This window comes from Candidatus Neomarinimicrobiota bacterium (genome assembly GCA_021734025.1).
Lineage (GTDB): Bacteria > Fidelibacterota > JAANXI01 > JAANXI01 > JAANXI01 > JAANXI01.
This window is the reverse complement of the sequence record JAIPJS010000011.1, coordinates 119,581-140,322: the sequence shown is the minus strand read 5'-3', so window position 1 is coordinate 140,322 and position 20,742 is coordinate 119,581. Positions and strand designations below refer to the sequence as shown.

The 20,742-nt window shown below is 49.8% G+C and carries 17 protein-coding genes and 1 tRNA gene; 6 read left to right on the top strand and 12 right to left on the bottom strand.

The genetic code is table 11. The annotated features are described in order from the left end of the window. Positions 1-263: 263 nt before the first annotated feature. The 12 genes from K9N57_12465 to ffh form a co-directional block, all read right to left on the bottom strand. Complete coding sequence (locus K9N57_12465) at positions 264-1,328, bottom strand: hypothetical protein (GenBank protein ID MCF7804997.1); 1,065 nt, start codon at positions 1,326-1,328, stop codon at positions 264-266. Positions 1,329-1,405: 77 nt separating this feature from the next. Further along, complete coding sequence (mutS, locus tag K9N57_12460) at positions 1,406-4,012, bottom strand: DNA mismatch repair protein MutS (GenBank protein ID MCF7804996.1); 2,607 nt, start codon at positions 4,010-4,012, stop codon at positions 1,406-1,408. 160 nt (positions 4,013-4,172) lie between these two features. Further along, positions 4,173-6,065, bottom strand: coding sequence for a selenocysteine-specific translation elongation factor (gene selB, locus K9N57_12455; GenBank protein ID MCF7804995.1), 1,893 nt, complete (start codon positions 6,063-6,065; stop codon positions 4,173-4,175). Continuing rightward, the gene (gene selA / locus K9N57_12450) at positions 6,065-7,468 is read right to left on the bottom strand and encodes an L-seryl-tRNA(Sec) selenium transferase (protein MCF7804994.1); all 1,404 of its coding nucleotides are present in this window, start codon (positions 7,466-7,468) and stop codon (positions 6,065-6,067) included. The genes selB and selA overlap by 1 nt, the downstream gene beginning before the upstream one ends. Positions 7,469-7,544: 76 nt before the next feature. Further along, on the bottom strand, positions 7,545-8,297 hold the full coding sequence (locus tag K9N57_12445) for a sulfite exporter TauE/SafE family protein (protein ID MCF7804993.1): 753 nt from the start codon (positions 8,295-8,297) through the stop codon (positions 7,545-7,547). An 83-nt stretch (positions 8,298-8,380) separates the two neighbouring features. Further along, a complete protein-coding gene (rplS, locus tag K9N57_12440) occupies positions 8,381-8,725 on the bottom strand; it encodes a 50S ribosomal protein L19 (GenBank protein ID MCF7804992.1) in 345 nt (114 codons plus the stop codon). A gap of 100 nt (positions 8,726-8,825) precedes the next feature. Beyond that, positions 8,826-8,897: transfer RNA gene (locus K9N57_12435), tRNA-Asn, on the bottom strand. A 34-nt stretch (positions 8,898-8,931) separates the two neighbouring features. Further along, a complete protein-coding gene (gene trmD, locus K9N57_12430) occupies positions 8,932-9,621 on the bottom strand; it encodes a tRNA (guanosine(37)-N1)-methyltransferase TrmD (GenBank protein ID MCF7804991.1) in 690 nt (229 codons plus the stop codon). Then, positions 9,621-10,160: a ribosome maturation factor RimM gene (gene rimM / locus K9N57_12425; GenBank protein ID MCF7804990.1), complete on the bottom strand. Its 540-nt coding sequence runs from the start codon at positions 10,158-10,160 to the stop codon at positions 9,621-9,623. The genes trmD and rimM overlap by 1 nt, the downstream gene beginning before the upstream one ends. A gap of 71 nt (positions 10,161-10,231) precedes the next feature. Further along, complete coding sequence (locus K9N57_12420; GenBank protein ID MCF7804989.1) at positions 10,232-10,465, bottom strand: KH domain-containing protein; 234 nt, start codon at positions 10,463-10,465, stop codon at positions 10,232-10,234. Between the two features lie 169 nt (positions 10,466-10,634). Next, the gene (gene rpsP / locus K9N57_12415; GenBank protein MCF7804988.1) at positions 10,635-11,357 is read right to left on the bottom strand and encodes a 30S ribosomal protein S16; all 723 of its coding nucleotides are present in this window, start codon (positions 11,355-11,357) and stop codon (positions 10,635-10,637) included. Positions 11,358-11,381: 24 nt separating this feature from the next. Further along, on the bottom strand, positions 11,382-12,704 hold the full coding sequence (ffh, locus tag K9N57_12410) for a signal recognition particle protein (protein MCF7804987.1): 1,323 nt from the start codon (positions 12,702-12,704) through the stop codon (positions 11,382-11,384). A 432-nt stretch (positions 12,705-13,136) separates the two neighbouring features. Between ffh and porU the strand changes: the two genes are divergently transcribed. From porU to K9N57_12380, 6 genes are all read left to right on the top strand, one after another. Further along, positions 13,137-17,009 (top strand): type IX secretion system sortase PorU, encoded by a 3,873-nt coding sequence (gene porU / locus K9N57_12405; protein MCF7804986.1) that lies wholly within the window; start codon positions 13,137-13,139, stop codon positions 17,007-17,009. A 27-nt stretch (positions 17,010-17,036) separates the two neighbouring features. Beyond that, entirely contained in the window at positions 17,037-17,642 is a 606-nt protein-coding gene (locus tag K9N57_12400; GenBank protein ID MCF7804985.1) for a Maf family protein, read from the top strand. Between the two features lie 75 nt (positions 17,643-17,717). Then, entirely contained in the window at positions 17,718-18,608 is an 891-nt protein-coding gene (locus tag K9N57_12395; GenBank protein ID MCF7804984.1) for a DUF4115 domain-containing protein, read from the top strand. Between the two features lie 401 nt (positions 18,609-19,009). Then, a complete protein-coding gene (gene mraZ, locus K9N57_12390; protein MCF7804983.1) occupies positions 19,010-19,480 on the top strand; it encodes a division/cell wall cluster transcriptional repressor MraZ in 471 nt (156 codons plus the stop codon). Positions 19,481-19,488: 8 nt separating this feature from the next. After that, on the top strand, positions 19,489-20,406 hold the full coding sequence (gene rsmH, locus K9N57_12385; GenBank protein ID MCF7804982.1) for a 16S rRNA (cytosine(1402)-N(4))-methyltransferase RsmH: 918 nt from the start codon (positions 19,489-19,491) through the stop codon (positions 20,404-20,406). A 6-nt stretch (positions 20,407-20,412) separates the two neighbouring features. Then, positions 20,413-20,742 carry a cell division protein FtsL gene (locus tag K9N57_12380; protein MCF7804981.1) on the top strand — a complete coding sequence of 110 codons (330 nt, stop codon included), beginning with the start codon at positions 20,413-20,415 and terminating at the stop codon, positions 20,740-20,742.

The following is a 20,742-nucleotide window of genomic DNA, read 5'->3' as shown; positions in this document are numbered from 1 at the left end:
CAGTGCCCAGGAACAAAAATGGAGCCAAACGCGGCACCACTGGGGCGAAATCTATGCGGAACTCTTGCTGGTGTTCCGGAAACGACTGGAACCGTATATTGACCGATGAACGGGTTTACACACTTTTCCTTACACTCTCGAAAATGTAATTATTGTGAAAAGGCTCCAACTTTAACACGGTAACACAATAACACTATTTTTTCAACTCCAACACTGCTGTTTTTCCCTATACCCTTATTCCCCATACCCTTATACCTTTTTCCTCAAAACTGCCAGAGTAATCCCACACGATGGCTATCACCAAGATTACTCTGTGCCATCCCGGGCGTAAAGCCGTATTCCAGTCTTGCCTGTCCCAGGGAAATTCCAAGGCCGGCGGTGAAGTCTTCTATACTGCTCGTACCGAACCGGAGTCCCAGATTGTCGTTCATTACCAACTCGAGTCCGGCGGCATATTGTGCGCTGCTGCCAAAAATGTTGAACAACGCATCCGCACGGCGCCCATCGGTAAAGTAAATAATATCTGCCGTGGGGATCAGCTCCAGTTTAAATGCTGAGATCGGCAGATTCCCGGCAACCCCTAAATGGAGTTCCGGCTTGTAAATCTCGTTGCGCCCGGTACTCCAGGCGACGAGCGTGGTCGTGGCGTTTCGCAGCATGCCTCCGAACTGAACCCAGGTTACGGGTTGATACCATGCCCCCACATCGAAGCCCAGTCCCCAGGCAGATTCACCTGCGATGGAGTTTCGCATTAGTTTGAAATTCGCCCCATACGCCATTTTCTCGGATAACGGTCTTGAATAACTCAACAGGACCGTGTACTGGCTGGAGTTGAAAAAAGTGATGGCATTCTCATCTATACGCTCCGATGTACCGTCCGCAAAGGTATCAAACACGCCGTTTCCTTCGCCGGTATCGCCGGTATTCGGCTGACCGTCCTGCCCATAATCCTTTAGCGCATTTTGCGTATTCGGGATATCATCCACACCGGTGCGCATCATAGTTATCCCCAGATTATGCTCTTCAGTGGGAAGCCGTCCGGCGGCATAGTCGAAGTTCACCGCACCGGCGAACGATTCCGTGTGCATGATCCCGATATTCTTCTGTGGCGCCAGATGCATTTTGGCCGGATTCCAGAATCCGGCAGAGACGTCATTTACGGCGGCAGTACCCGCACCCCCAAGAGATAAAATTCTGACTCCGACGCCCTTTCCGACATAATCCGAGCCATATTTAGCTACTTCAAACGCAACAGACTTAGAGGGAATGCTAAAAAATGTTCCCAGCAATAAAACCGTAAGGACACTAAAACATAATTGTCGATTCACAGAAAATATATCCGCTTTTTCACTAGTGTTTGTAATAATCAGGATGAGATTTCTACTGATCGCCGCCTGGATTGTTCCTACAACCCGACCTCATTTTTCAATTCATCCAGCTTCGCCAGCGCGTCAAGTGGTGTCATCTTGTTCACGTCGATCTTTGAGAGCTCCTCGCGCAGCTTCTGCTCCTGTTCACCGAACAGACTCATTTGCGAGGTCGGTGCTGGCGGCGTGAACTGCTTTTCGGTATCCACGTTTGCCGCTTCATGCTCTTCCAGGTGGCGCAGGATTTCATTCGCCCGGTTGATGACAATGTCCGGGATGCCCGCCAGTTTCGCCACATGAATCCCGTAGCTGTGATCGCAGCCACCAGGAACGATTTTTCGGAGAAAGACTACTTTGTCACCGTAGTCTTTCACCGCCACGTTCAAATTGATGACCCGCTCCAGCACTTCCTCCAACTCCGTAAGTTCATGATAATGCGTCGCAAATAATGTCTTCGCGGCTACACTTTCGTTATTATGCAGAAATTCGGTCACCGCCCACGCAATGGAGAGACCGTCGTAGGTCGAAGTGCCCCGGCCGATCTCATCCAGGATAATCAAACTTTGCGGCGTCGCATTGTTCAGGATGTTCGCCGTCTCGTTCATCTCTACCAGGAAGGTGGATTCCCCGCCGGCCAGATTGTCGCTGGCGCCGACCCGTGTGAAGATCTTATCCACTATTCCAACGGTTGCGGATTTCGCCGGTACCCACGCGCCCATCTGCGCCAGGAGCACAATCAACCCGATCTGTCTGAGATATGTGGATTTCCCCGCCATGTTCGGACCGGTAACCAGCTGAATTTGCCGCTCTGTGGTATCGGCGGCATAATCGTTAGCGATAAACTCGTCGCCAGGCGGCAGCAGTTCCTCCACCACCGGGTGGCGGCCGTCTTTGATCTCAATTCGATCGCTCACCTCCACCATTGGCTGGACGTAATTTCGGCGCCGGGCAACTTCCGCCAGCCCAACATAACAATCCAATTGCGCAAGCAGGTCGGCGGTCTTCTGGATGGCCTTCGCGTAGGTGATAATATGTTCACGGATCTCCTGAAACAGTTCATATTCCAGAGATTCTATTTTCTCTTCAGCACCGAGGATCCTCTCCTCGTACTCCTTAAGCTCTTCGGTGATGTATCGCTCGGAATTTACCAGAGTTTGTTTCCGGATATAATCATCCGGGATTTTATCGGTATGGGTTTTGGTCACCTCAATGTAGTAACCAAAGACCTTGTTATATCCGATCTTTAGTGAAGGAATGTCCAGCTTTTCCCGTTCTTTCTGCTGGGTCTCGGCAATCCATTCCTTCCCGTGGAGTTTCACCTCCCGGAGCTCGTCCAATTCCTCGTGATACCCTTCTTCGATTATCCCGCCATCCTGCAACTTCTGCGGCGGGTCATCAACGACTGCATTGTCGATATATTCGATTAAATCATCCATATCCGGAAAACCATCCACAAAGTCTTCCAGAGATTCAATTGCTGTCTCCGTAAGAATCCCGGTCAACGGTGCAACCTGCTGCAGCGTTCGCTTGAGGCTCACCACTTCCTTGGGATTGGCCCGTCCCGTGCTAAGCCGGGACAGAATTCGCTCGAGATCACTCACTTTTTCCAGATGATCGGCCAGGTTTTCCCGGAGATTCTCCGAATCGAAGATCGGCTTGATGATGGACTGACGATGCAGAATATCTTCCAGATCATTCAGTGGCTGAGCAATCCACTGGCGTAATCTGCGGCCGCCGGCTGCCGTCACAGTCGCATCGATGATGGAGAGCAGTGTCCCTTCTACGCCTCCACCACGGATGGATTCGAACAATTCCAGATTCCGAATGGTGGCGCTGTCCAGGCCGACAAACTTCTCGCTGGTGCGCCGGCTAATCCCGGTAATATGCGCCAGATTCTGCTGGTAATTTTCCAGGATATAGTGCAGGATGACGCCCCCGGCCCGGACTGCCATCGGCAGCCCTTCGATACCGAAGCCTTTGACCGTGGACACCTGGAAATACTCCTCGATTTGCTCTTGGGCGTAATCTCTGGAAAAAATCCAGTCATCCAGATCTGTGAAAATGCCGTTCCAGGATGGAAGTAATCCGTGGAAATCGTCCAACTGCTGATTCGGGATAATCAATTCGCTGGGCTGATAGGCAGAGACCAGATCTTCGAACTCCTCTTCCGGGACTTCCGTCACCTGGAACTCCCCGGTGGAGACGTCCACGATAGCCACACCGACGGTCTCCCCTTCCTGCAGGGCGGACATGAGAAAATTATTCCGCTTATGATCCAGAAATTTGTCGGTGACCGCTGTACCGGGTGTCACCACCTCCACCACGTCACGCTTCACCACGCCCGTGGCCTGCTTCGGATCCTCCACCTGCTCGCAGATAGCAACCTTGTGTCCCGCTTTCAGCAGCTTATGGAGATACGCTTCCATGGCATGATGCGGGAATCCCGCCAGCGGCACCTCTGCCGCCTTCCCGTTAGAACGAGTGGTCAGCGTAATCCCCAGCACCTTGGCAGCTATCTTGGCGTCCTCGTTGAACGTTTCGTAGAAGTCGCCCATCCGGAACAACAGAATTGCGTCCCGGTGTTTCTTCTTGATGCCCTGGTACTGCCGCATCAATGGAGTGGTATCTGATTTCGGCTTCGCCATTTATCTAACACTCAAAAAATGGCACGCAGTCCCCGACAAGTCGGGGAACACTGAAACGGCAAGATATCCACTGATTACCGACATATTTTTCAATTTCGTTCTCATTTAATATTTGTTTTTACCCGTGGTCATCTGCCCAATCTGCGTCATCTGTGTGCTATTAAAGGTTGTATTTTCGGCGGACTTCCCCATCCCGCATGGTCCATCCCTGCTGATCCGAGTATTCCAAAAGCGGAATAGCATACTTCCGGCTTCCGCCTATAATATCTTTAAATTCACCTACCGACAATGTCTCATCTTCAGCAAAAAATGTCTGTAAATGGTTCTTCAAGTTAGCTTTAGCACTTTTGTGAAAATACAGGTCGTCCGGCAACCGCTCAATGGATTTTTCGTAGATCAAAATCTTCAGAAATTGCCGCAGTCGCTTTTCTTCCAGAGAAAAATGTTCCGCCAGATCTCCCAGCGATGGCGGTTGCATTCCATCTGCGCGAATTTTCTCTTCAATATCTTTTTTGAGGTTTGCATCGGAGTCGGACAACCGGATTTCAAAATCCGGCGTACGCAGAAGCGGTCCCTCTTCTACCAGTTCTCCATCCTCAATTAACAGACGAATAATTGTCTGAAACGTTTGTCCGGGAATATCAAGGTTTTGCTCCAGCTGTGAACGTTTGATGCCGGGTTCCATAGGATGGTTTTTCTGATATGCGGCGACAATTTCTACGGCTCGATCTCGCAGGTTTTCTATACCTGAGGTCGTGCCGTATTTCGTCTGGCCATCAAGTAAAAATTCCGCCAATAAGCCTTCGTCCACTAGTTTTTTTACGGGATTTCGTAACAGGTCTTTTCCGTAGAACATCGCCTTGCTCAATGCGTCCAAAGATAAAAAATCCGGGTGCGCAATCTGAAGGAATGCAAGAGAAGCCTCGCGGATTTCCGGTGATTGCAGGTTCTCCAGATGCTCAAGCACCTGCTTTTTGTTTTGGTTCGGAAACCGGGACGAATAGAGGACCTTTCCACCGCCTATGGTTTCCATGGGCGAATAAAACCGTAGAATAAACCGATCCTGATACCCCACAACCGCGGTTTCTTCCAGACGCAATTTGACAAATCCCGTTTCTCCCGGATGAATAACATTGGCGGACAAAATGGAGCACCGCCCGAGGATTTCGGTCGTACCCAGGTGAATCCTGACCCGTTGGTTTTGCCCCAGGACATGTTCCGTATCAGGCAATAGTTTGGCGTTCACATACAACGTCTCCGTAGCGGAGAGGAATCCTTCGTTGGTTATCTGGTCGCCTCGCTGGATGTCCTCGGTCTCCACACCACCAAGATTCAGCGCTGCCCGCTCACTCATACCTACAGACTCTACGTCGTGACCGTGAGATTGAATTCCACGAACTTTTACCGTTTTACGCCCGGGCAAAACGTCACACGAAACTCCGTTCCGAAAGTCCCCTGAGAGGACGCTTCCAGTCACCACAGTTCCAAACCCTTTCACCGTGAAGACGCGATCTACCGGCAATCTGGGGATTTTTCTGTCCAGCCGGCGCGGGACTTTTCCGGAGATATCCAGGATTTCCTCCCGGAGCTCGTCTATCCCCTGACCGGTTTCTGCGCTTGTCCGAACAATGGTGGCATTCTCAAACCCCGTATTTGTAGCCCACTCCCTGATAGTCTCCTCAACAAGCTCTAACCAGTCCGGATCGGCGATGTCTGATTTGGTCAATGCGATGACTCCGGCGGAGACTCCCAGCAAATCCAGGATCGCCAGGTGCTCCCGTGTTTGGGGCATCACACCGTCATCGGCCGCAATCACCAGCAGAGCCGCGTCAATAGTAGCGACACCGGTCACCATGTTTTTAATGAATTTTTCGTGACCGGGAACATCGATAAACGAAATATCATCGTTCAGGAATGCGAATCCGATGTCGATAGTGACGCCGCGCTCCTGTTCCTCCTGCAGCCGGTCGGTGTTGGTGCCGGTAAGCGCTTCGATAAGCGCGGTCTTCCCGTGATCGATATGGCCTGCTGTTCCCCAGATAATCGGCTGCATTATTCGTCCATTGCCTCCGCCAGTGCTGTAAAGGCGTTTACCAGAATGGCGATCTGTTCCCGCATTACCGCCCGCAGGTTAAAGAAACATTTGTCTTCGGAGATGTAGCCCACGACAGGAGTTTCATATCTCCGCATCCATCGCATCATTTTCTGGGCCGACCACTGGGCAGAGGTAATCACTAATGCTTTCCCGGGAATTTTCTCCGTCGGGAGTGATCCGCTGCCGGCTTCGGTTTCCGCATCCGTTAATTTTATTCCCAGTGTTTCGATAACTTCTCCGTCTAACTCTGACAGAACGGCTTCCCCCAACTCTTCCAGTGTATCCATCGATTGCGTAAGCAGTGTGTATGTCGTGTTTCGTTTCGGGAGTTGTTCCGGATTCGTATAGGTCTGCAGCGTTGCTTCCATTGCTGAATAAATCAGTTTGTCACATCGTAGCGCACGAGTCATAGGATTCCGTTTAATCCTATCCACATACTGCTTTTTGCCAACGATAAGTCCGGCTTGCGGGCCTCCGATGAGTTTATCGCCACTGAAGGTAACCACGTCTACGTCTGCTTCAACGATCTCGCTGACAATATGCTCGTGGGGGAGCCCGTATTGTTCCATCTCAAAGAGCGCACCACTTCCCAGGTCGTACATTACCGGGAGATCGTTCGCGTGTGCCAGAGAAAGGATATCCCTGAGATCAGGTGTTGCAGTAAATCCCTCGATTTTATAATTGCTGGTATGAGCTATGAGGATCATTGCCGCATCATCGGTAATAGCATTTTCGTAATCCCGGAGATGAGTCCGGTTTGTAGTTCCCACCTCAACCATCACTGCCCCGGATTTTGCCATCACGTCCGGAATGCGAAATGAGCCACCAATCTCCACCAATTGCCCCCGGGAGATAATGGCTTCGCCGCCCTCGGCAAGCGTATTCAGCGACAGCATAACTGCTGCAGCGTTGTTATTCACCATAAGTCCCGCATCCGCCCCCGTCAGCGCACAGAGCAGGTCTTCAATATGATCGTTGCGCTGTCCCCGTTGCCCTGACTCCAGGTCAAACTCCAGATTGCAATAGCCTTCAGCCGAGCGGCTCAAGGCATCTCTGGCAGATGTCGATAGCGGTGCCCGCCCCAACCCGGTATGCAAAACGATTCCTGTAGCATTTACTACGGATTGCATCGATCCGGCGCTTCTGATTTTGCAAAAATCTTTTATCCTATTAAGGGCAATCGACTCGAGATCGTTCTGTGGATATTCTTTGCCGTCGAGTATTTCGGTTCGTAAGTCACCGAGCACAGTGCGAACTGTCTGCAAGACGAACTCTCTGGGTAGATTATACTTTTCATCGTCGAGGTCATCCAATACGGTATCGACGGACGGGATTTGCTTGAGGAGTGCCTGGTTAGCCATGAGTCATTTCCGTTCATTTGTTGAATATTAAAGGTAACGGCGGAACAAAATGAAAGCAAGCGTACCCGGGGTATTCTCAGAATCCTGCCAGGAGTTTTATTGCCATCCCGACAACGGCGATAACGAGAACCGCACGGATCAACGGTTCCCCCTTTTCCACAGCCAGATGACTGCCGAGCCAGCCACCGATTCCCATACCAATAGCCAGGAGAAATCCCACAATCCAGTCCACTTCGCCGTGGAACGCAAAAACCAGGAGCGCAACAAAGATGTACACGCTATTGATGACTACCTTGTGACTGTTGGTCTTTATCAGATCGAACCCGTTGACCAGGGAGAGGGTGGCGATGACGAAAAAGCCAACTCCGGCCTGGATAAAGCCGCCGTAAAAGCCGACGAAAAGAAAGCAAAATGCGGCAACCCATTTTCGTTTAGGAGTGAGGTTTTCAGCATTACCTTCAAGCCGGCGGGTGGGGTTCCAGAGAATGATACCGACCATTATCAACATTACGATTCCAAGGAGCCGTTCGAACAGCGAATCAGAAATATCGACGGCAAGCCATGCCCCCATGACTGATCCGATTACAGCTGGTGCTGCAAGGAACAAGCTGTACCGGACGGTTTTAAATCCCTTTGAGCGGAATCCGGCTGAAGCACTCAGCGTTTGAGTTAATACTGCAACGCGGTTCGTTCCGTTCGCCAGACTGGCGGGCAACCCCAGAAAGATAAGCAACGGAAGCGTCAAAAGAGAACCGCCGCCGGCCAGAGTATTGACAATTCCTGCGACAATCCCAACGACGGTGACCAGTCCGAATTCCAATAGCGTCATGTGGTTATCCTAAAAAGAAAAAAGCCATCCCGAGTTCGCGGAATGGCTTATATCATTCAAATGAGTATGTATTAATGTATCGGTTACTGCTGGCGTTCCCTGATTCGGGCGGCTTTCCCTCTGACCTTCCGCAGATAATACAATTTGGCGCGCCGGACCTGGCCTTCTTTAATCCGGTTAATATTCGCGATATTCGGTGAATGTAACGGGAATACCCTTTCAACACCGATACCGTAGGATATCTTCCGGACGGTAAACGTCTCATTAATGCCGGATCCCTTCCGGGCGATTACAACCCCTTCAAATCGCTGGAGACGTTCTTTGTCTCCTTCACGAACTTTAACGTCTACTGCAACTGTATCCCCCGGACGAAATTCCGGGATATCATCACGTAACTGGGTTGCTTCTACAGATTCTAATAAATTCATTTTTGTCCCCCCTGTTCCTCTCGGCTGGCACCACCGTTTAATGGTTCTATATTTTCTGTGACTGGCGCGACAGCCACCGTCTTTATTTCTAAATTTTTTGCTGGGCCGGCAGGATTCGAACCTGCAGTAGCCTGGTTAACAGCCAGGTGCATTGCCATTATGCTACAGCCCAATAACATAGTCTCGTAATATACTGGTAATCGGATTCATTTTTCAACTAGTAAATCCGAACGCCTCTCGCGGGTTCGTGTCAGTCGTTGCTCTTCCCGCCATTCCCTGATTTTTGCATGGTGTCCCGAGAGTAGAATCTCCGGAACTTTCAGTCCCCGGAATTCTTCAGGACGCGTGTAATGTGGTCCATCCAGAAGTCGACTGCTAAAGGAATCCGTCTCGGCCGATTCGGGGTCTTGGAGCACCCCCGGCAGGAGCCGGACAGTGCTGTCAATGATTGCCAGCGCAGGGATCTCACCGCCGGATAACACAAAGTCACCGAGAGAAATTTCCATGGTCACCAATTGTTCACGTACCCGCTCATCGATGCCTTTATATCTACCACAGATAAAGATCAGATGCTCCAATCCGCGTAGATTTTCAGCCGATTTTTGAGTAAAAGGAGTCCCCTGTGGCGTGGGATAAATCACCTCACACCGGCTGTGATTTTCACACTGTTCCCGAAGGGCTTCCACTGCACGAAACAGCGGCTCGGGCTTCAGAATCATTCCCGGACCACCACCATATGGCAAATCGTCAATTTGCCGGTGTTTATCTGTTGTAAAATCCCGCAAATCATGGATGCGGTATTCAACCAGCCCTTTCTTTTCTGCCTGGGCCGGAATGCTCGCTGAGAGCGGCTCCGATACGATTTCAGGGAATGCCGTAATAATATCTATCTGCATCACGTCAGGCCTCCCAACCCCTCGATGGGGTGTACAACAACGATACCTTCACCCAGATTGACTTCCTGGATAAACTCTTGCACCATCGGCAATAATATCTCGTCTCCCTGACTGTTAATCACCAACACATCATTGGCGGGCGCCTGAATGATATCTTTCACCTGACCGATTTCAACCCGGTCGGTGTTCTCAACGGTAAGTCCAATCAATTCATCGACGAAGAATTCATCCTCATCCAGCGCTTCATCTTCGAGACGCGGGAGGTAACAAAAGTAGCCGCGCAGATGTTCAACTCCTTCGATGTTCCCGTGGTCCTCCAGCTGCAGGACGATATCTTTTCCACGGTATTCGACAGTATCCACACGGTACGGGATGGCCAATTCGGTGGTCGGGCCGATATAAATTTCCTGAATCGAGGTGTATCGATCCGTGATATCAGAATAGTTCTGAATCTTCACGGCCCCTTCTACGCCAACGGGTCGGAGGACTTTACCAATGCAAACAAATAAATCACTGTTTGTAATACGTCGTATACTCATAACCCTCTAATTGAAAATGTATAATGTCTCTGAAGTTAAGGGAAATTGTTAGAAGTACTGAAACCTGTCCGTTATTCCACAATCTCAAGCAGGGCGCGTTTTCCACCTAATTTTGCAGAGGCAGCCGTCAGCAGCGTTCGGATAGATTGAGCTGTTCGGCCCTTTTTTCCAATGATTTTACCCAAATCGCCATCACCCACGGATAATTCATAAATCGTGGTCTTTTCGCTATCGATTTGTGTTACCTGCACTGCCTCCGGATTATCTACCAACTGCTTTGCGATATATTCAACGAATTCCTTCATGTCACGCCTCCTTGTTCAATCCACCCGCAATCCCGTGTAAGGTACCTCGCTATGAGACCTTTGCTGACGAGAAATCCGCTTGTAACCGCATCAACCTACCGGAAATCATCTTGCAGATTTCCTCTGGCAATCTTGTATCGGGGAGCAATTAATGCCCGCGAAAATCGGCCTATTCTTTTTCTTCTTCGTCTTCTTCCTTGTCTTCGTCCGATTCGTCGTCCGATGCGTCGTCCGCGTCCTCATCTGCGTCTTCGGCTTCCGCTTTCGCCGCTTTTGCCTCGGCCTCCTTGTCTTCCTCCGCAACCGCCTGATCCTCTTCAGTGACCTTTTCGGCCTCATCTTCTTCGACTTCTTCGCCTGCCCCGGCTTCAGCCGTGGGTTCCTCTTCATCTTCATCCGCGGCTGCTTTCGTTTCTGCATCAGCAGTCTCTTCCACATCATCATCCGGAGCCTCAACAGCAACTTCTTCCTCTTCCGCTGCTTCAACTTCTTCAGGTTCCGGTGCTGGCTCAGCCGGTTTTTCTTCCTTGGCGCTACGCTTTTCCTGTTCGGCCACCGCCGCTGCTTTCGATTCCCGCAACAGCTGCCATTTCTGATATTCTTTTTCTATCTCTTCTTCGGATTTTCCCTGAGACTTCAGGTGCCACTTCAGGGCCAACCCGTGATTCTTCATCAGCGTCCGAACCGTATCACTCGGCTCCGCCCCCTGACTCAGCCAGTAGAAGAGTTTGTCTTCATCGACGTTAAATATTTCCTGATCCGGCAGCGGGTTATATACCCCGATGCGCTCAAGTTCTTTCCCGTCGCGCTGACGCCGGGAATCAATGGCTATCAACCGATAGTACGGAATCTTCTTCCGCCCCATCCGCTTCATTCTGAGTTTAACTGACAACGATTTCCTCCTTTGTTCTCTCTGCTAGAACGGCAAACTGGTCATCTGCCGCTTCAATTTTCCTTGATTCATTTGCTGCATCATTTTCTTCATCTGTTGAAACTGTTTCAGCAGTTGATTGACTTCTCCGACGCTGGTACCACTGCCCCGGGCGATTCGCTTTCGCCGGCTTCCATTAATGATGCCGGGCTTCTGGCGTTCCTCTGGGGTCATGGAACTGATCATCGCCTCAATTTTATCCAGTTCAGCCCCGTCAACTGATAGTCCCTGCTGTTTGATCTTACCCATACCGGGAATCATATCCAATAGCTGGTCAAGTGGCCCCATATTTTTTATCTGTTGCAACTGTTCCTGAAAATCTGCAAGAGAAAACTCATTCCGTTTAATTTTCTCATTTAGTTCCTTCGCCGATTCCTCATCAATTGTCTCCTCGGCTTTCTCCACCAGAGAAACGACGTCTCCCATGCCAAGGATTCGGTTGGCCAGCCGATCCGGGTGGAAGGGTTCAAGGGAATCAACCGTCTCGCCGACTGACATAAACTTGATCGGTCTTTCGGTTACCGATCGAATCGATAAGGCTGCGCCTCCTCTGGCATCACCGTCCATCTTGGTGAGAACCACGCCTGTAAAATCAAGATGGTTCAGGAATTCGGATGCAGCGTTCACGGCATCCTGTCCGGTCATCCCGTCAGCGACAAACAGGATCTCGTCCGGGCGCAACTGACTCCGGATATCAGACAACTCGTCCATCATGGAGGCGTCAATATGTAGCCGGCCAGCTGTGTCGAGTATCAACACATCCTCATGATGCTTGCGAGCATGCTGTCTCGCTTCTGTACAAATATCCAGCACGCGGTCGTGGTCGGTGACAAAGGCCGGCAGTCCCGCTTTTTCTGCATTTGTTTGCAGCTGATCCTTCGCCGCAGGACGATAGACATCCGCCCCGACTAACAGCGGGCTATATCCCTTGTCATGCAGATGCTTACCAAGTTTCGTAACAAAAGTCGTCTTTCCGGAACCCTGAAGCCCCACGACCATAATAACGTGCGGTGGCTTCCCCGTCAGCTCCAGCTTCGAGCGTTCCGCTCCGAGCAATTCCACAAGTTCGTCGTGGATTATTTTGACAATCTGCTGACCTGGTGTTATGCTCTCCAGCACCTCTTTGCCGACCGCTTTTTCTTTTACCGAGGCAATAAAGTTCTTTGCCACCTTGTAATTTACGTCGGCTTCTAATAGCGCCCGGCGGACTTCACGCAGTCCGTCAGAGATGTTTTTTTCGCTTAATTTTCCTCTGCCCCTGAGTTTCTTCAGGACCGAATCTAAATTTTCCGAAAGTCGTTCAAACATAGTCTTGGCTTCTTTTCATTATAGCAGATAAATATAAATGGAGTTCCAATGGCGTGCAACTTGTTTTCACTACCACACTGGCGCCCGTCCGATAAGCCTAAGGCTGACCGAACATTTGCATTGGGTATGGAAATGGCCAGACAAAATCGGCCTCTTGATTTCAGGACCGCCCTGATGTTAACTCCCTTACGGTATTTTTGCTAACAAATCCTTAAAAATATCGTAACTTTAACGGAACTGGTTTGGGTAATTGAACGTATAGATTCCAAATTCACAGATTTAACGAGTCCAACAAACCTTCAATTGATGAAAGATAAATACCGAATGCGTTTTCTTCCTGGATTAGTCCTTACCCTGCTTCTGATTTTTCCAATCCTTCTTTCTACACAAATTAAGGGGGAGATCACAATTCAATCTTCCTCAGACCACCATGTGGATTATCAGGTTGATTTTCAATGGACGGAATACACTGAGACAATTGACGGTTCCGAGTATAGTTTATGGGGTAATGGTTCCATCTCCGATAATGTCAATGTTGATGGCCGGCTCACCCCTGTGGTTGGCTTTCGGGTGCCTATTCAGCCAGATGTGACGCCACAGATAGAAATAATTAACAAACAAACCGTTCGCAGAGAAAGTGGCCCACTTCCTCCGGCGTCTGAGGCAGGACACGGATATAATTCATCCTCAGAGGTTGTTTTCATCGGACATCAGTCATTTCGCGGGTATAATATGGGTCAATTCCTCCTTATTCCGGTCCGACCGAATGGCGATCAGGTCGAACTTCTTACCAGTGCAACTATCCGAATCAGCTGGACAGGGGGTAATACCTCCCCGTTGACAGAAGAATTATCCCGATTTGATACGATGGCATTACGGACTCAGGAGACTACGAAATCGGCCTCACTTTTTCGCAGAGATCAATCTCAGAGTTTGACCAAGCAAACCGTACAAGCACAAACAGACCGGAGCGGGACATGGTATAAAATTCCGGTGACCTCAACCGGCATGCACCGGATATCGTACTCCTGGCTTCAGCGAAATGAAGTCCCGGTTGAAAATATTGACATCGATCTAATCCGGATGTTTGCCGCTCCAAATTTTGGATTGCCCCTGGAAACCCCACGTGGACCGTCAATAGCAGAGATTGGACCAATGCTCCGGGAAATCCCGGTTCGCATCACCCAGGAATCGGCAAGTACGGAATTCAAGCAGGGAGATGCCATCGAATTTTACGGACAACCCCCCAGCCGGTTTGTTCCGGATGGAGAAAACGTTCGGTTTGTCAGGAATTCCTTTGAAACTACAAATTACTACTGGCTCAATCTTCCGGGAGAAAAATCGACTGAACCAGGCAAACGCCTTACCACTTCAAATGTATCATCCTCGGATAATTCCATTACGACGGCGCAAGGGGTTTACCGATACGAAGAAGAGCGCCGCAATTTTTTCGGGAGCGGACTCAGATGGTACGGGAATAGTTTTTTTGGCGCATATGACAAACAGGCTTTCCCGTTAGATATACCTAATATCGTAACGGATTCGTCTGCGAATATTCAAATCGCTGTCGCCCGCGGCAACGATGCTAACCGCCATTTTTGGGAGTTTTCGATAAACGAGTCTCCTATCGGTGACGCAAGTATACGATCAGGTGAATATAGTTCAGCCGTGGCCTCTCTTTCCGAAAACGTTAGCGGCGATCTCTTTTCCTCAACAGGGAATAGTATTGAAATAATCAGTAACGGCGAAACGTCCTCCGCACAGGGGCATCTGGATTATATTCAACTGAAGTATATCCAGCAACTCTCCTTTCCGGAAAACAAGGATATCTACTCGTTCTTCACCCGTCCGCGGTCTGGTTCACAGACGTATCAGGTCAGTGGGGTATCCCCGAACAATCTTCTGGTATTAGACGTAACCGACCCGGATGAAATGACAAACCTGGCAACCGCGTCAGATCCAAATGGCATTCGGTTTACGGTGGAGTTTGACCAGTCCGTGAACGTGCGGGAGATTGTACTTATCCAGACCGGGCAGCGTACCCAGCCGGAAAGTATTACTGAGGTTGAGTCCTTTAGTGAGCCCACCCTCCGGCGAGACGATCTGATGGCTGACTATATCATTATCACCGCCGAGCCGTTCCTGGAGGAAGCAGAACGCCTTGCAGAATTTCGATCAACCTTCTCTTCTCCTACCGATGAGCCCCTGTCAGTGGAAATTGCTACCGTGGAACAGATCTACAATGAATTCTCTGGGGGGCTCCAGGACCCGGTAGCCCTGCGGAACTTTCTTTCCTGGGCCTATCGCCAGTGGCGTGGCGAGGAACCCGCCCAATACGCACTGCTCTTCGGTGACGGGGATTACGATTACCGGAATATCACTGGCAGTTCACAAATCTTCGTGCCGACCTGGCAGTTCGAAAGTACCCGCGAGGTGGATACCAAAGAAATTGACGACCGCTTTGTCTTGGTCGATGGCAGGGATAATCTTCCGGATATGGCGATTGGGCGCCTGACGGCAACCACAGTTGATGAAGCCCGACACATGGTAGATAAAATAATTCAATATGAGACTTCACCTCCGTTTGGGCAATGGCGCCTGAATCTCACGATGGTGGGGGACGATACGCAACGACCTGAATCAAAGGGTAACTATCAACTGGCGCATATCCAGAAACTGGAAGATAGTGTCTTAAGGAAGATCCCTGATATTTTTCATCTGCGGAAAATTTATCTTCCCGACTTCCCCATTGTACAGGACCTCAGCAGTTTTGGCGTAACCCGCCCGGCGACGACAGATGCATTACTTGACCAGCTTCGGCAGGGCACACTGGTGGTCAACTTTTCCGGACACGGCTCTCCGAAAGTTTGGACGCAGGAACGAATTTTAACTATGGAGCGGGATTTAAATCGAATCGAGACCGGGGGCAAACTTCCTCTTTGGGTTGCGGCTACCTGCGAATGGGGACGGTTTGATATGGTCGGCGATGTGAGTATGACCGAAGGGCTTCTGGCTCAGGAATCCAATGGTGCCATCGGTATATTGAGCGCTGCACGACTTTCCTATCTCACGCCAAACATTAATTTTATGGGACGATTCTTTGGAACATTATTTTCGGATAGTCAGCATCCGAGTAACAGTTTGCCGGTTGGCCTTGCAGCGATGATGTCAAAAACAACCAACCTTAATGACGAGCGCTATGTCTTCTTTGGCGATCCGGCATTACGGCTCGCCTCCCCAACCTATAGTGCAGAATTAACCGATGTTACCCCGGATACATTTGCTGCCTTGTCGAAGATTGATTATAACGGCAAGGTCCAAATGGCTGATTCAGCCATCTCTGCAGGTTTCAGTGGGACCGGAGTTCTCTCGGTTTTCGATTCCAAAACGTCGGTTCAGCACAGTTATCCGACCTATTACCCGAACGATACAACTTATGAATACCTGAACTACTCGCTTTCCGGATCCCGCATTTTTTACGGGCCAGTGAGTATTACCGGGGGAGATTTTACAGGTGAATTCATTGTGCCCAAAGATATTCGATATTCAGGGGACACCGGGAAAATGGTGATGCTCTACCAGGGGGCGGACAGTGTAGTAACGGGAGCAGGCCAGCGACGCTCCATTGTATTTCAGGGAACAGCGACCGGTATCGAGGATGCGCAGGGCCCATCCATCCAAATAGGGTTTGAGGGCTATGAATTTCAATCAGGAGATGTCATTCCCTCCGATGCCGTTCTCGATATAGCAGTATTTGACGAGTATGGAATAAATATTACCGGGAGTGTCGGACACCAGTTAAAGCTCGAACTAAACGGTCCGACAACCACCGAATACAACCTGACCGAATTTTTCAGTTATAACGAAAATAGTTATCAGGAAGGGCATGTCGTTTACCCGTTGTCAAATGTTGAACCCGGCGAATATACATTGACTGTCCGGGCATGGGATTCCTCCAATAACCTCTCAGTTCAGAGTGCGGATGTTACCTTCATTGAAGGGGGAGACTTCACCGTTACCCAAGCCTATAATTACCCCAATCCCATGCAGAACGAGACCGACTTCACCTTTTCCATCAGTAGCCCCGGCTCGGTCAAGTTGACAATCTATACCTTGAGTGGCCAGGCAATCCGGACGCTGGAGCGGACGTTCGGAATCGCCGGCTTCCACTCAATTCACTGGAACGGACGTGACCGTTACGGCGCCCCGATTGCAAACGGTATGTACTTGTATCGCATCTCCGCAACTTCTTCCGAATCGAACGATACTGACCATTTCGTCGGGAAATTAGCTGTTACCAGGTAATTTCGTAAACCGGACGGCCCCTTCGTCATGATATCTCAACCCAAACGCCCTGTTATTCTGGCTTCAAAATCTCCCCGGCGGGCAGCATTATTAGACCAAATTAATCTTGCCTATCAGGTCCAACCTGCGACAATTGATGAATCACAGGTCCCCCGGGCGCAGGAGTCACCAATTACAGCCGCCGAATATCTCGCAGAAAAAAAGGCTCGTACTATCGCTGAAACTGCCCGGAATGCATTCGTTATCGGAGCTGATACGGTGGTACATCTGGACGGTCAGATCCTTGGAAAGCCGCAAAACTCAGAGGAAGCCATCACAACGCTCCGCCAACTTTCAGGGAATTCTCACCGAGTGATTACCGGCGTAGCACTCATAGCCGTTCCGGAGCAAATCGTGCACGTCTTTTCAGAAGAAACTGTCGTACACTTCCGCAACCTTACTGGAGATGAAATCAAGGCATATGTCGCAACAGGGGAGCCGAAGGACAAGGCAGGCGCGTACGGAATTCAGGGATTAGGGGCACTGCTCGTGGACTATATCCATGGCGACTACAATAATGTCGTTGGCTTTCCGGTTAGCGCATTCTATCAATATTTTATACAGATCAAATCTCAGGTAGAATCCTCGGGTTAAAATCCACTTTGCTCTTGTGCCGTATATGGTTACATTTTGAGTCGATTTTTCAGTCATACCCCTTAAGGAGAACAAATGGAAAATTTTTTCCAGGAATTTAAAGAACACCGGCAAAATCAGTCCATCACGCTTGAGGAAATCTCGGCGCGGACGAAGATCAATGTCCGGTTCCTTCGCGCAATAGAAGAAGGTGACTTTGATGTACTTCCAGAGACTTACATGCGCCTTTTTCTGCGGGCCTATGCCGTGGAAATTGGCATCGACCCGGATGAGGCGATAGAAAGGCTTGAACTGCATGAAGGGACTATCACCGAACCCCGTCCCAAGAATGAAAAGAAACCCAAACAGGGGCCGGGAATGGATGAGGAAGACTCAGGTCGTACAACGCCTCCAATCGACCTCAAACCAAAAAACAAATTCAACTGGAAGCGGACACTGATTGTTATTGCCATATTTGGATTCGCCATCTGGATCGTAAAATCCTATGTAGATTCCAGTAGTATAAACGAAACCACCCCACCTGTTACAACTCAGGATACAGCTGTGACCGATACAAACAACAATGCGCAACCACCGGTAATCTCGGAGGAAGAATTTCAGCGTGGTACCGTTATTGATGAATCGCAGGAATCCGTGAGATCCACTGCCCCGAACGAGCAGATTGTCCTCCGGCTCAATGCTGTGGACCGAACGTGGGTTCGCGTCCGGCGTGATACGCTGCCCAGCCAGGAGTTTACTTTCCTGCCACAGGATACCAGAACCTGGCGCGCAGTCAATGAAATCGAAATTATGATTGGGAACTCCGCCGGCGCCAACTTGATCCTGAATGGCGATCCCCTGGGCAACCTCGGTGCTCCCAATACTGTCACCAACCTCGTAATTACAAGAGAAGGCATCGTCAACAAACGGACGGTGGTGCCGCAATCCGTTAGCGATACGACTGCGACGGATACCAATACGAACTGAGACGGCAACCATAACTCACCCGGGAGAACCCAATTCCAGAGTTAGTACTCCCACCCCCTTCATTATAGAAGGTATTTTAACATCCCACGTAATCAGGGGCATCCGGCCCCTGTCATTCTGTCATGGTTACATTGAATATTTATTTGTTAGCAGTTTTTTCTGCTTAATTTTCAAAGATGAGTACGCAATCTCGGTAAAATAACCACATTTTCCTTATTAGAATATTTTGTACACTTTTTGTTCACTTATTAAACATAGTAATAAATCCGCGTTCTACTTAAAAGAATAAGTAAAATATTTCATTAGTATTTTTTGTTTAATTCTTGACATCCTTGTAAACAGGGTGTATAATTGTGGGTAATAGTGGGTAATCATCCCAACTACTAATCCGAGACAAGCGAATGGCGTCACGCACGAATACATTTATCGGGGAGTATCGGTATTCGATCGACAGTAAGGGTCGGATAAATGTCCCCGCAAAATTCCGCCAATCCCTCTCTCCTGATTCCGACGATACCTTCGTCATTACCCGGGGACTGGACCATTGCTTATGGGTATATCCCCTGGAGGAATGGGAGCGGATTGAAGACAATCTCAGAAGTCTCTCTTTTTTACGTGCAAAGGAACGCCAATTTATTCGTCAAATCGTTCGCTGGGCCACTCCGGCAAAATACGACAAGCAGGGGAGGGTTACGATTCCTTCCACCTTGCTGGAAATTGCCAACCTCAGCGATGAAGCAATCATTATCGGTTATCTAAACAAGATTGAGATTTGGAGCCCGAATGTGATTGATTCTGAAAGTGAGGAATTCGTGGAACTCTCGGATGAGGACATTGAAAGTCTCGCCACTCAGAATCAGATCAAGTTATAAGCCGTGATATGACCCAGATTCATATCCCGGTTTTATGCGAGGAAGTACTCGAGTGGCTCGTAACACGTCGGGACGGGATCTATGTTGACGCAACGGTTGGCGCGGGTGGACATGCCTCTTCCCTGCTCGAACAACTGGACGACAGCGCAACCCTCGTCGGGATCGATGCGGACGCAGAGATCCTGGATATCGCGAGCAACAGACTCCGGGACTTTCCTCAGGAGATCCTGCTCGCCGAAACCAATTTTAGTCACCTGGGCGCGGTCCTCCGCAAGCAGGCCTTAACACCAATCGACGGACTCTTAATGGATTTGGGATTGTCATCGCTGCAGATCGATTCTCCGGAACGCGGATTTTCATATATGGAAGAGGGTCCGCTGGATATGCGCTTTTCGACCAGCGCCACGGAGACAGCAGCCAAATTTATCAATAATGCCGATGAGGAAACCATCGCTACTATAATAAAGGAATACGGAGAGGAGCGATATGCTAAGTCTATCGCCCGTTCTATAATTACAAACAGACCAATGGAAACTACGACTGATTTGCGCGCGGCCATCGAAGCGGTGACGCCAAAACCGTATCGGATTAAAACGTTGGCCCGCGTATTTCAGTCGATTCGTATCCATGTCAACCGGGAACTGGAATTACTTCAGCAGACTCTGGAATCCGCGGTCCCGCTCCTGAGGCCAGGAGGTCGGATTGTCGTCATCGCCTACCATTCCCTGGAAGATCGCATTGTAAAACAATTCTTCAGGAAGGAGGAAAGTGACTGCGTCTGTCCGCCGGAACTTCCCATATGCGTGTGCGATAAGGAGCAGACCATGCGGGTTTTGACATCCGGTGTGGTAAAACCGAGTGAGGAAGAGACAGATAAGAACCCCCGTGCTCGCAGCGCCAGGCTTCGGGCGGCGGAAAAGGTATAACAGTCAATGGCAACAAAGAAAAATTCGAGCAATGACATGTTCTTTACCATGTCCTTTATGGTGGTAATCAGCCTGCTGATTGGACTATTTCTCGGATATCTTTGGGTCCATAATGCTGTGACGAAGACCATTAAGGAAAACGTAGCACTACGCAAACTGGAACATCAGCTGGACAATCGCAACCGGGAGCTCCGGAGCGAGATTTCCGATCTTTCCCGGGGCGATCGGATCAAAAGAATTGCCCGAACCGAGCTCAATATGGTCACGCCAGAGCCAGAATCCCTGGTGGTTTTTATTGACGAAAATCAATTTGCCAAGGATAAAAAGATACCATAG

What these genes read in the sequence shown, in the direction of transcription:
- mutS (MCF7804996.1), bottom strand. Translation starts at nt 4,012, where the DNA reads ATGGCGAAGCCGAAATCAGATACCACTCCATTGATGCGGCAGTACCAG.
- selB (MCF7804995.1), bottom strand. Translation starts at nt 6,065, where the DNA reads ATGCAGCCGATTATCTGGGGAACAGCAGGCCATATCGATCACGGGAAG.
- selA (MCF7804994.1), bottom strand. Translation starts at nt 7,468, where the DNA reads ATGGCTAACCAGGCACTCCTCAAGCAAATCCCGTCCGTCGATACCGTA.
- K9N57_12445 (MCF7804993.1), bottom strand. Translation starts at nt 8,297, where the DNA reads ATGACGCTATTGGAATTCGGACTGGTCACCGTCGTTGGGATTGTCGCA.
- rplS (MCF7804992.1), bottom strand. Translation starts at nt 8,725, where the DNA reads ATGAATTTATTAGAATCTGTAGAAGCAACCCAGTTACGTGATGATATC.
- trmD (MCF7804991.1), bottom strand. Translation starts at nt 9,621, where the DNA reads ATGCAGATAGATATTATTACGGCATTCCCTGAAATCGTATCGGAGCCG.
- rimM (MCF7804990.1), bottom strand. Translation starts at nt 10,160, where the DNA reads ATGAGTATACGACGTATTACAAACAGTGATTTATTTGTTTGCATTGGT.
- K9N57_12420 (MCF7804989.1), bottom strand. Translation starts at nt 10,465, where the DNA reads ATGAAGGAATTCGTTGAATATATCGCAAAGCAGTTGGTAGATAATCCG.
- ffh (MCF7804987.1), bottom strand. Translation starts at nt 12,704, where the DNA reads ATGTTTGAACGACTTTCGGAAAATTTAGATTCGGTCCTGAAGAAACTC.
- K9N57_12400 (MCF7804985.1), top strand. Translation starts at nt 17,037, where the DNA reads ATGATATCTCAACCCAAACGCCCTGTTATTCTGGCTTCAAAATCTCCC.
- K9N57_12395 (MCF7804984.1), top strand. Translation starts at nt 17,718, where the DNA reads ATGGAAAATTTTTTCCAGGAATTTAAAGAACACCGGCAAAATCAGTCC.
- mraZ (MCF7804983.1), top strand. Translation starts at nt 19,010, where the DNA reads ATGGCGTCACGCACGAATACATTTATCGGGGAGTATCGGTATTCGATC.
- rsmH (MCF7804982.1), top strand. Translation starts at nt 19,489, where the DNA reads ATGACCCAGATTCATATCCCGGTTTTATGCGAGGAAGTACTCGAGTGG.
- K9N57_12380 (MCF7804981.1), top strand. Translation starts at nt 20,413, where the DNA reads ATGGCAACAAAGAAAAATTCGAGCAATGACATGTTCTTTACCATGTCC.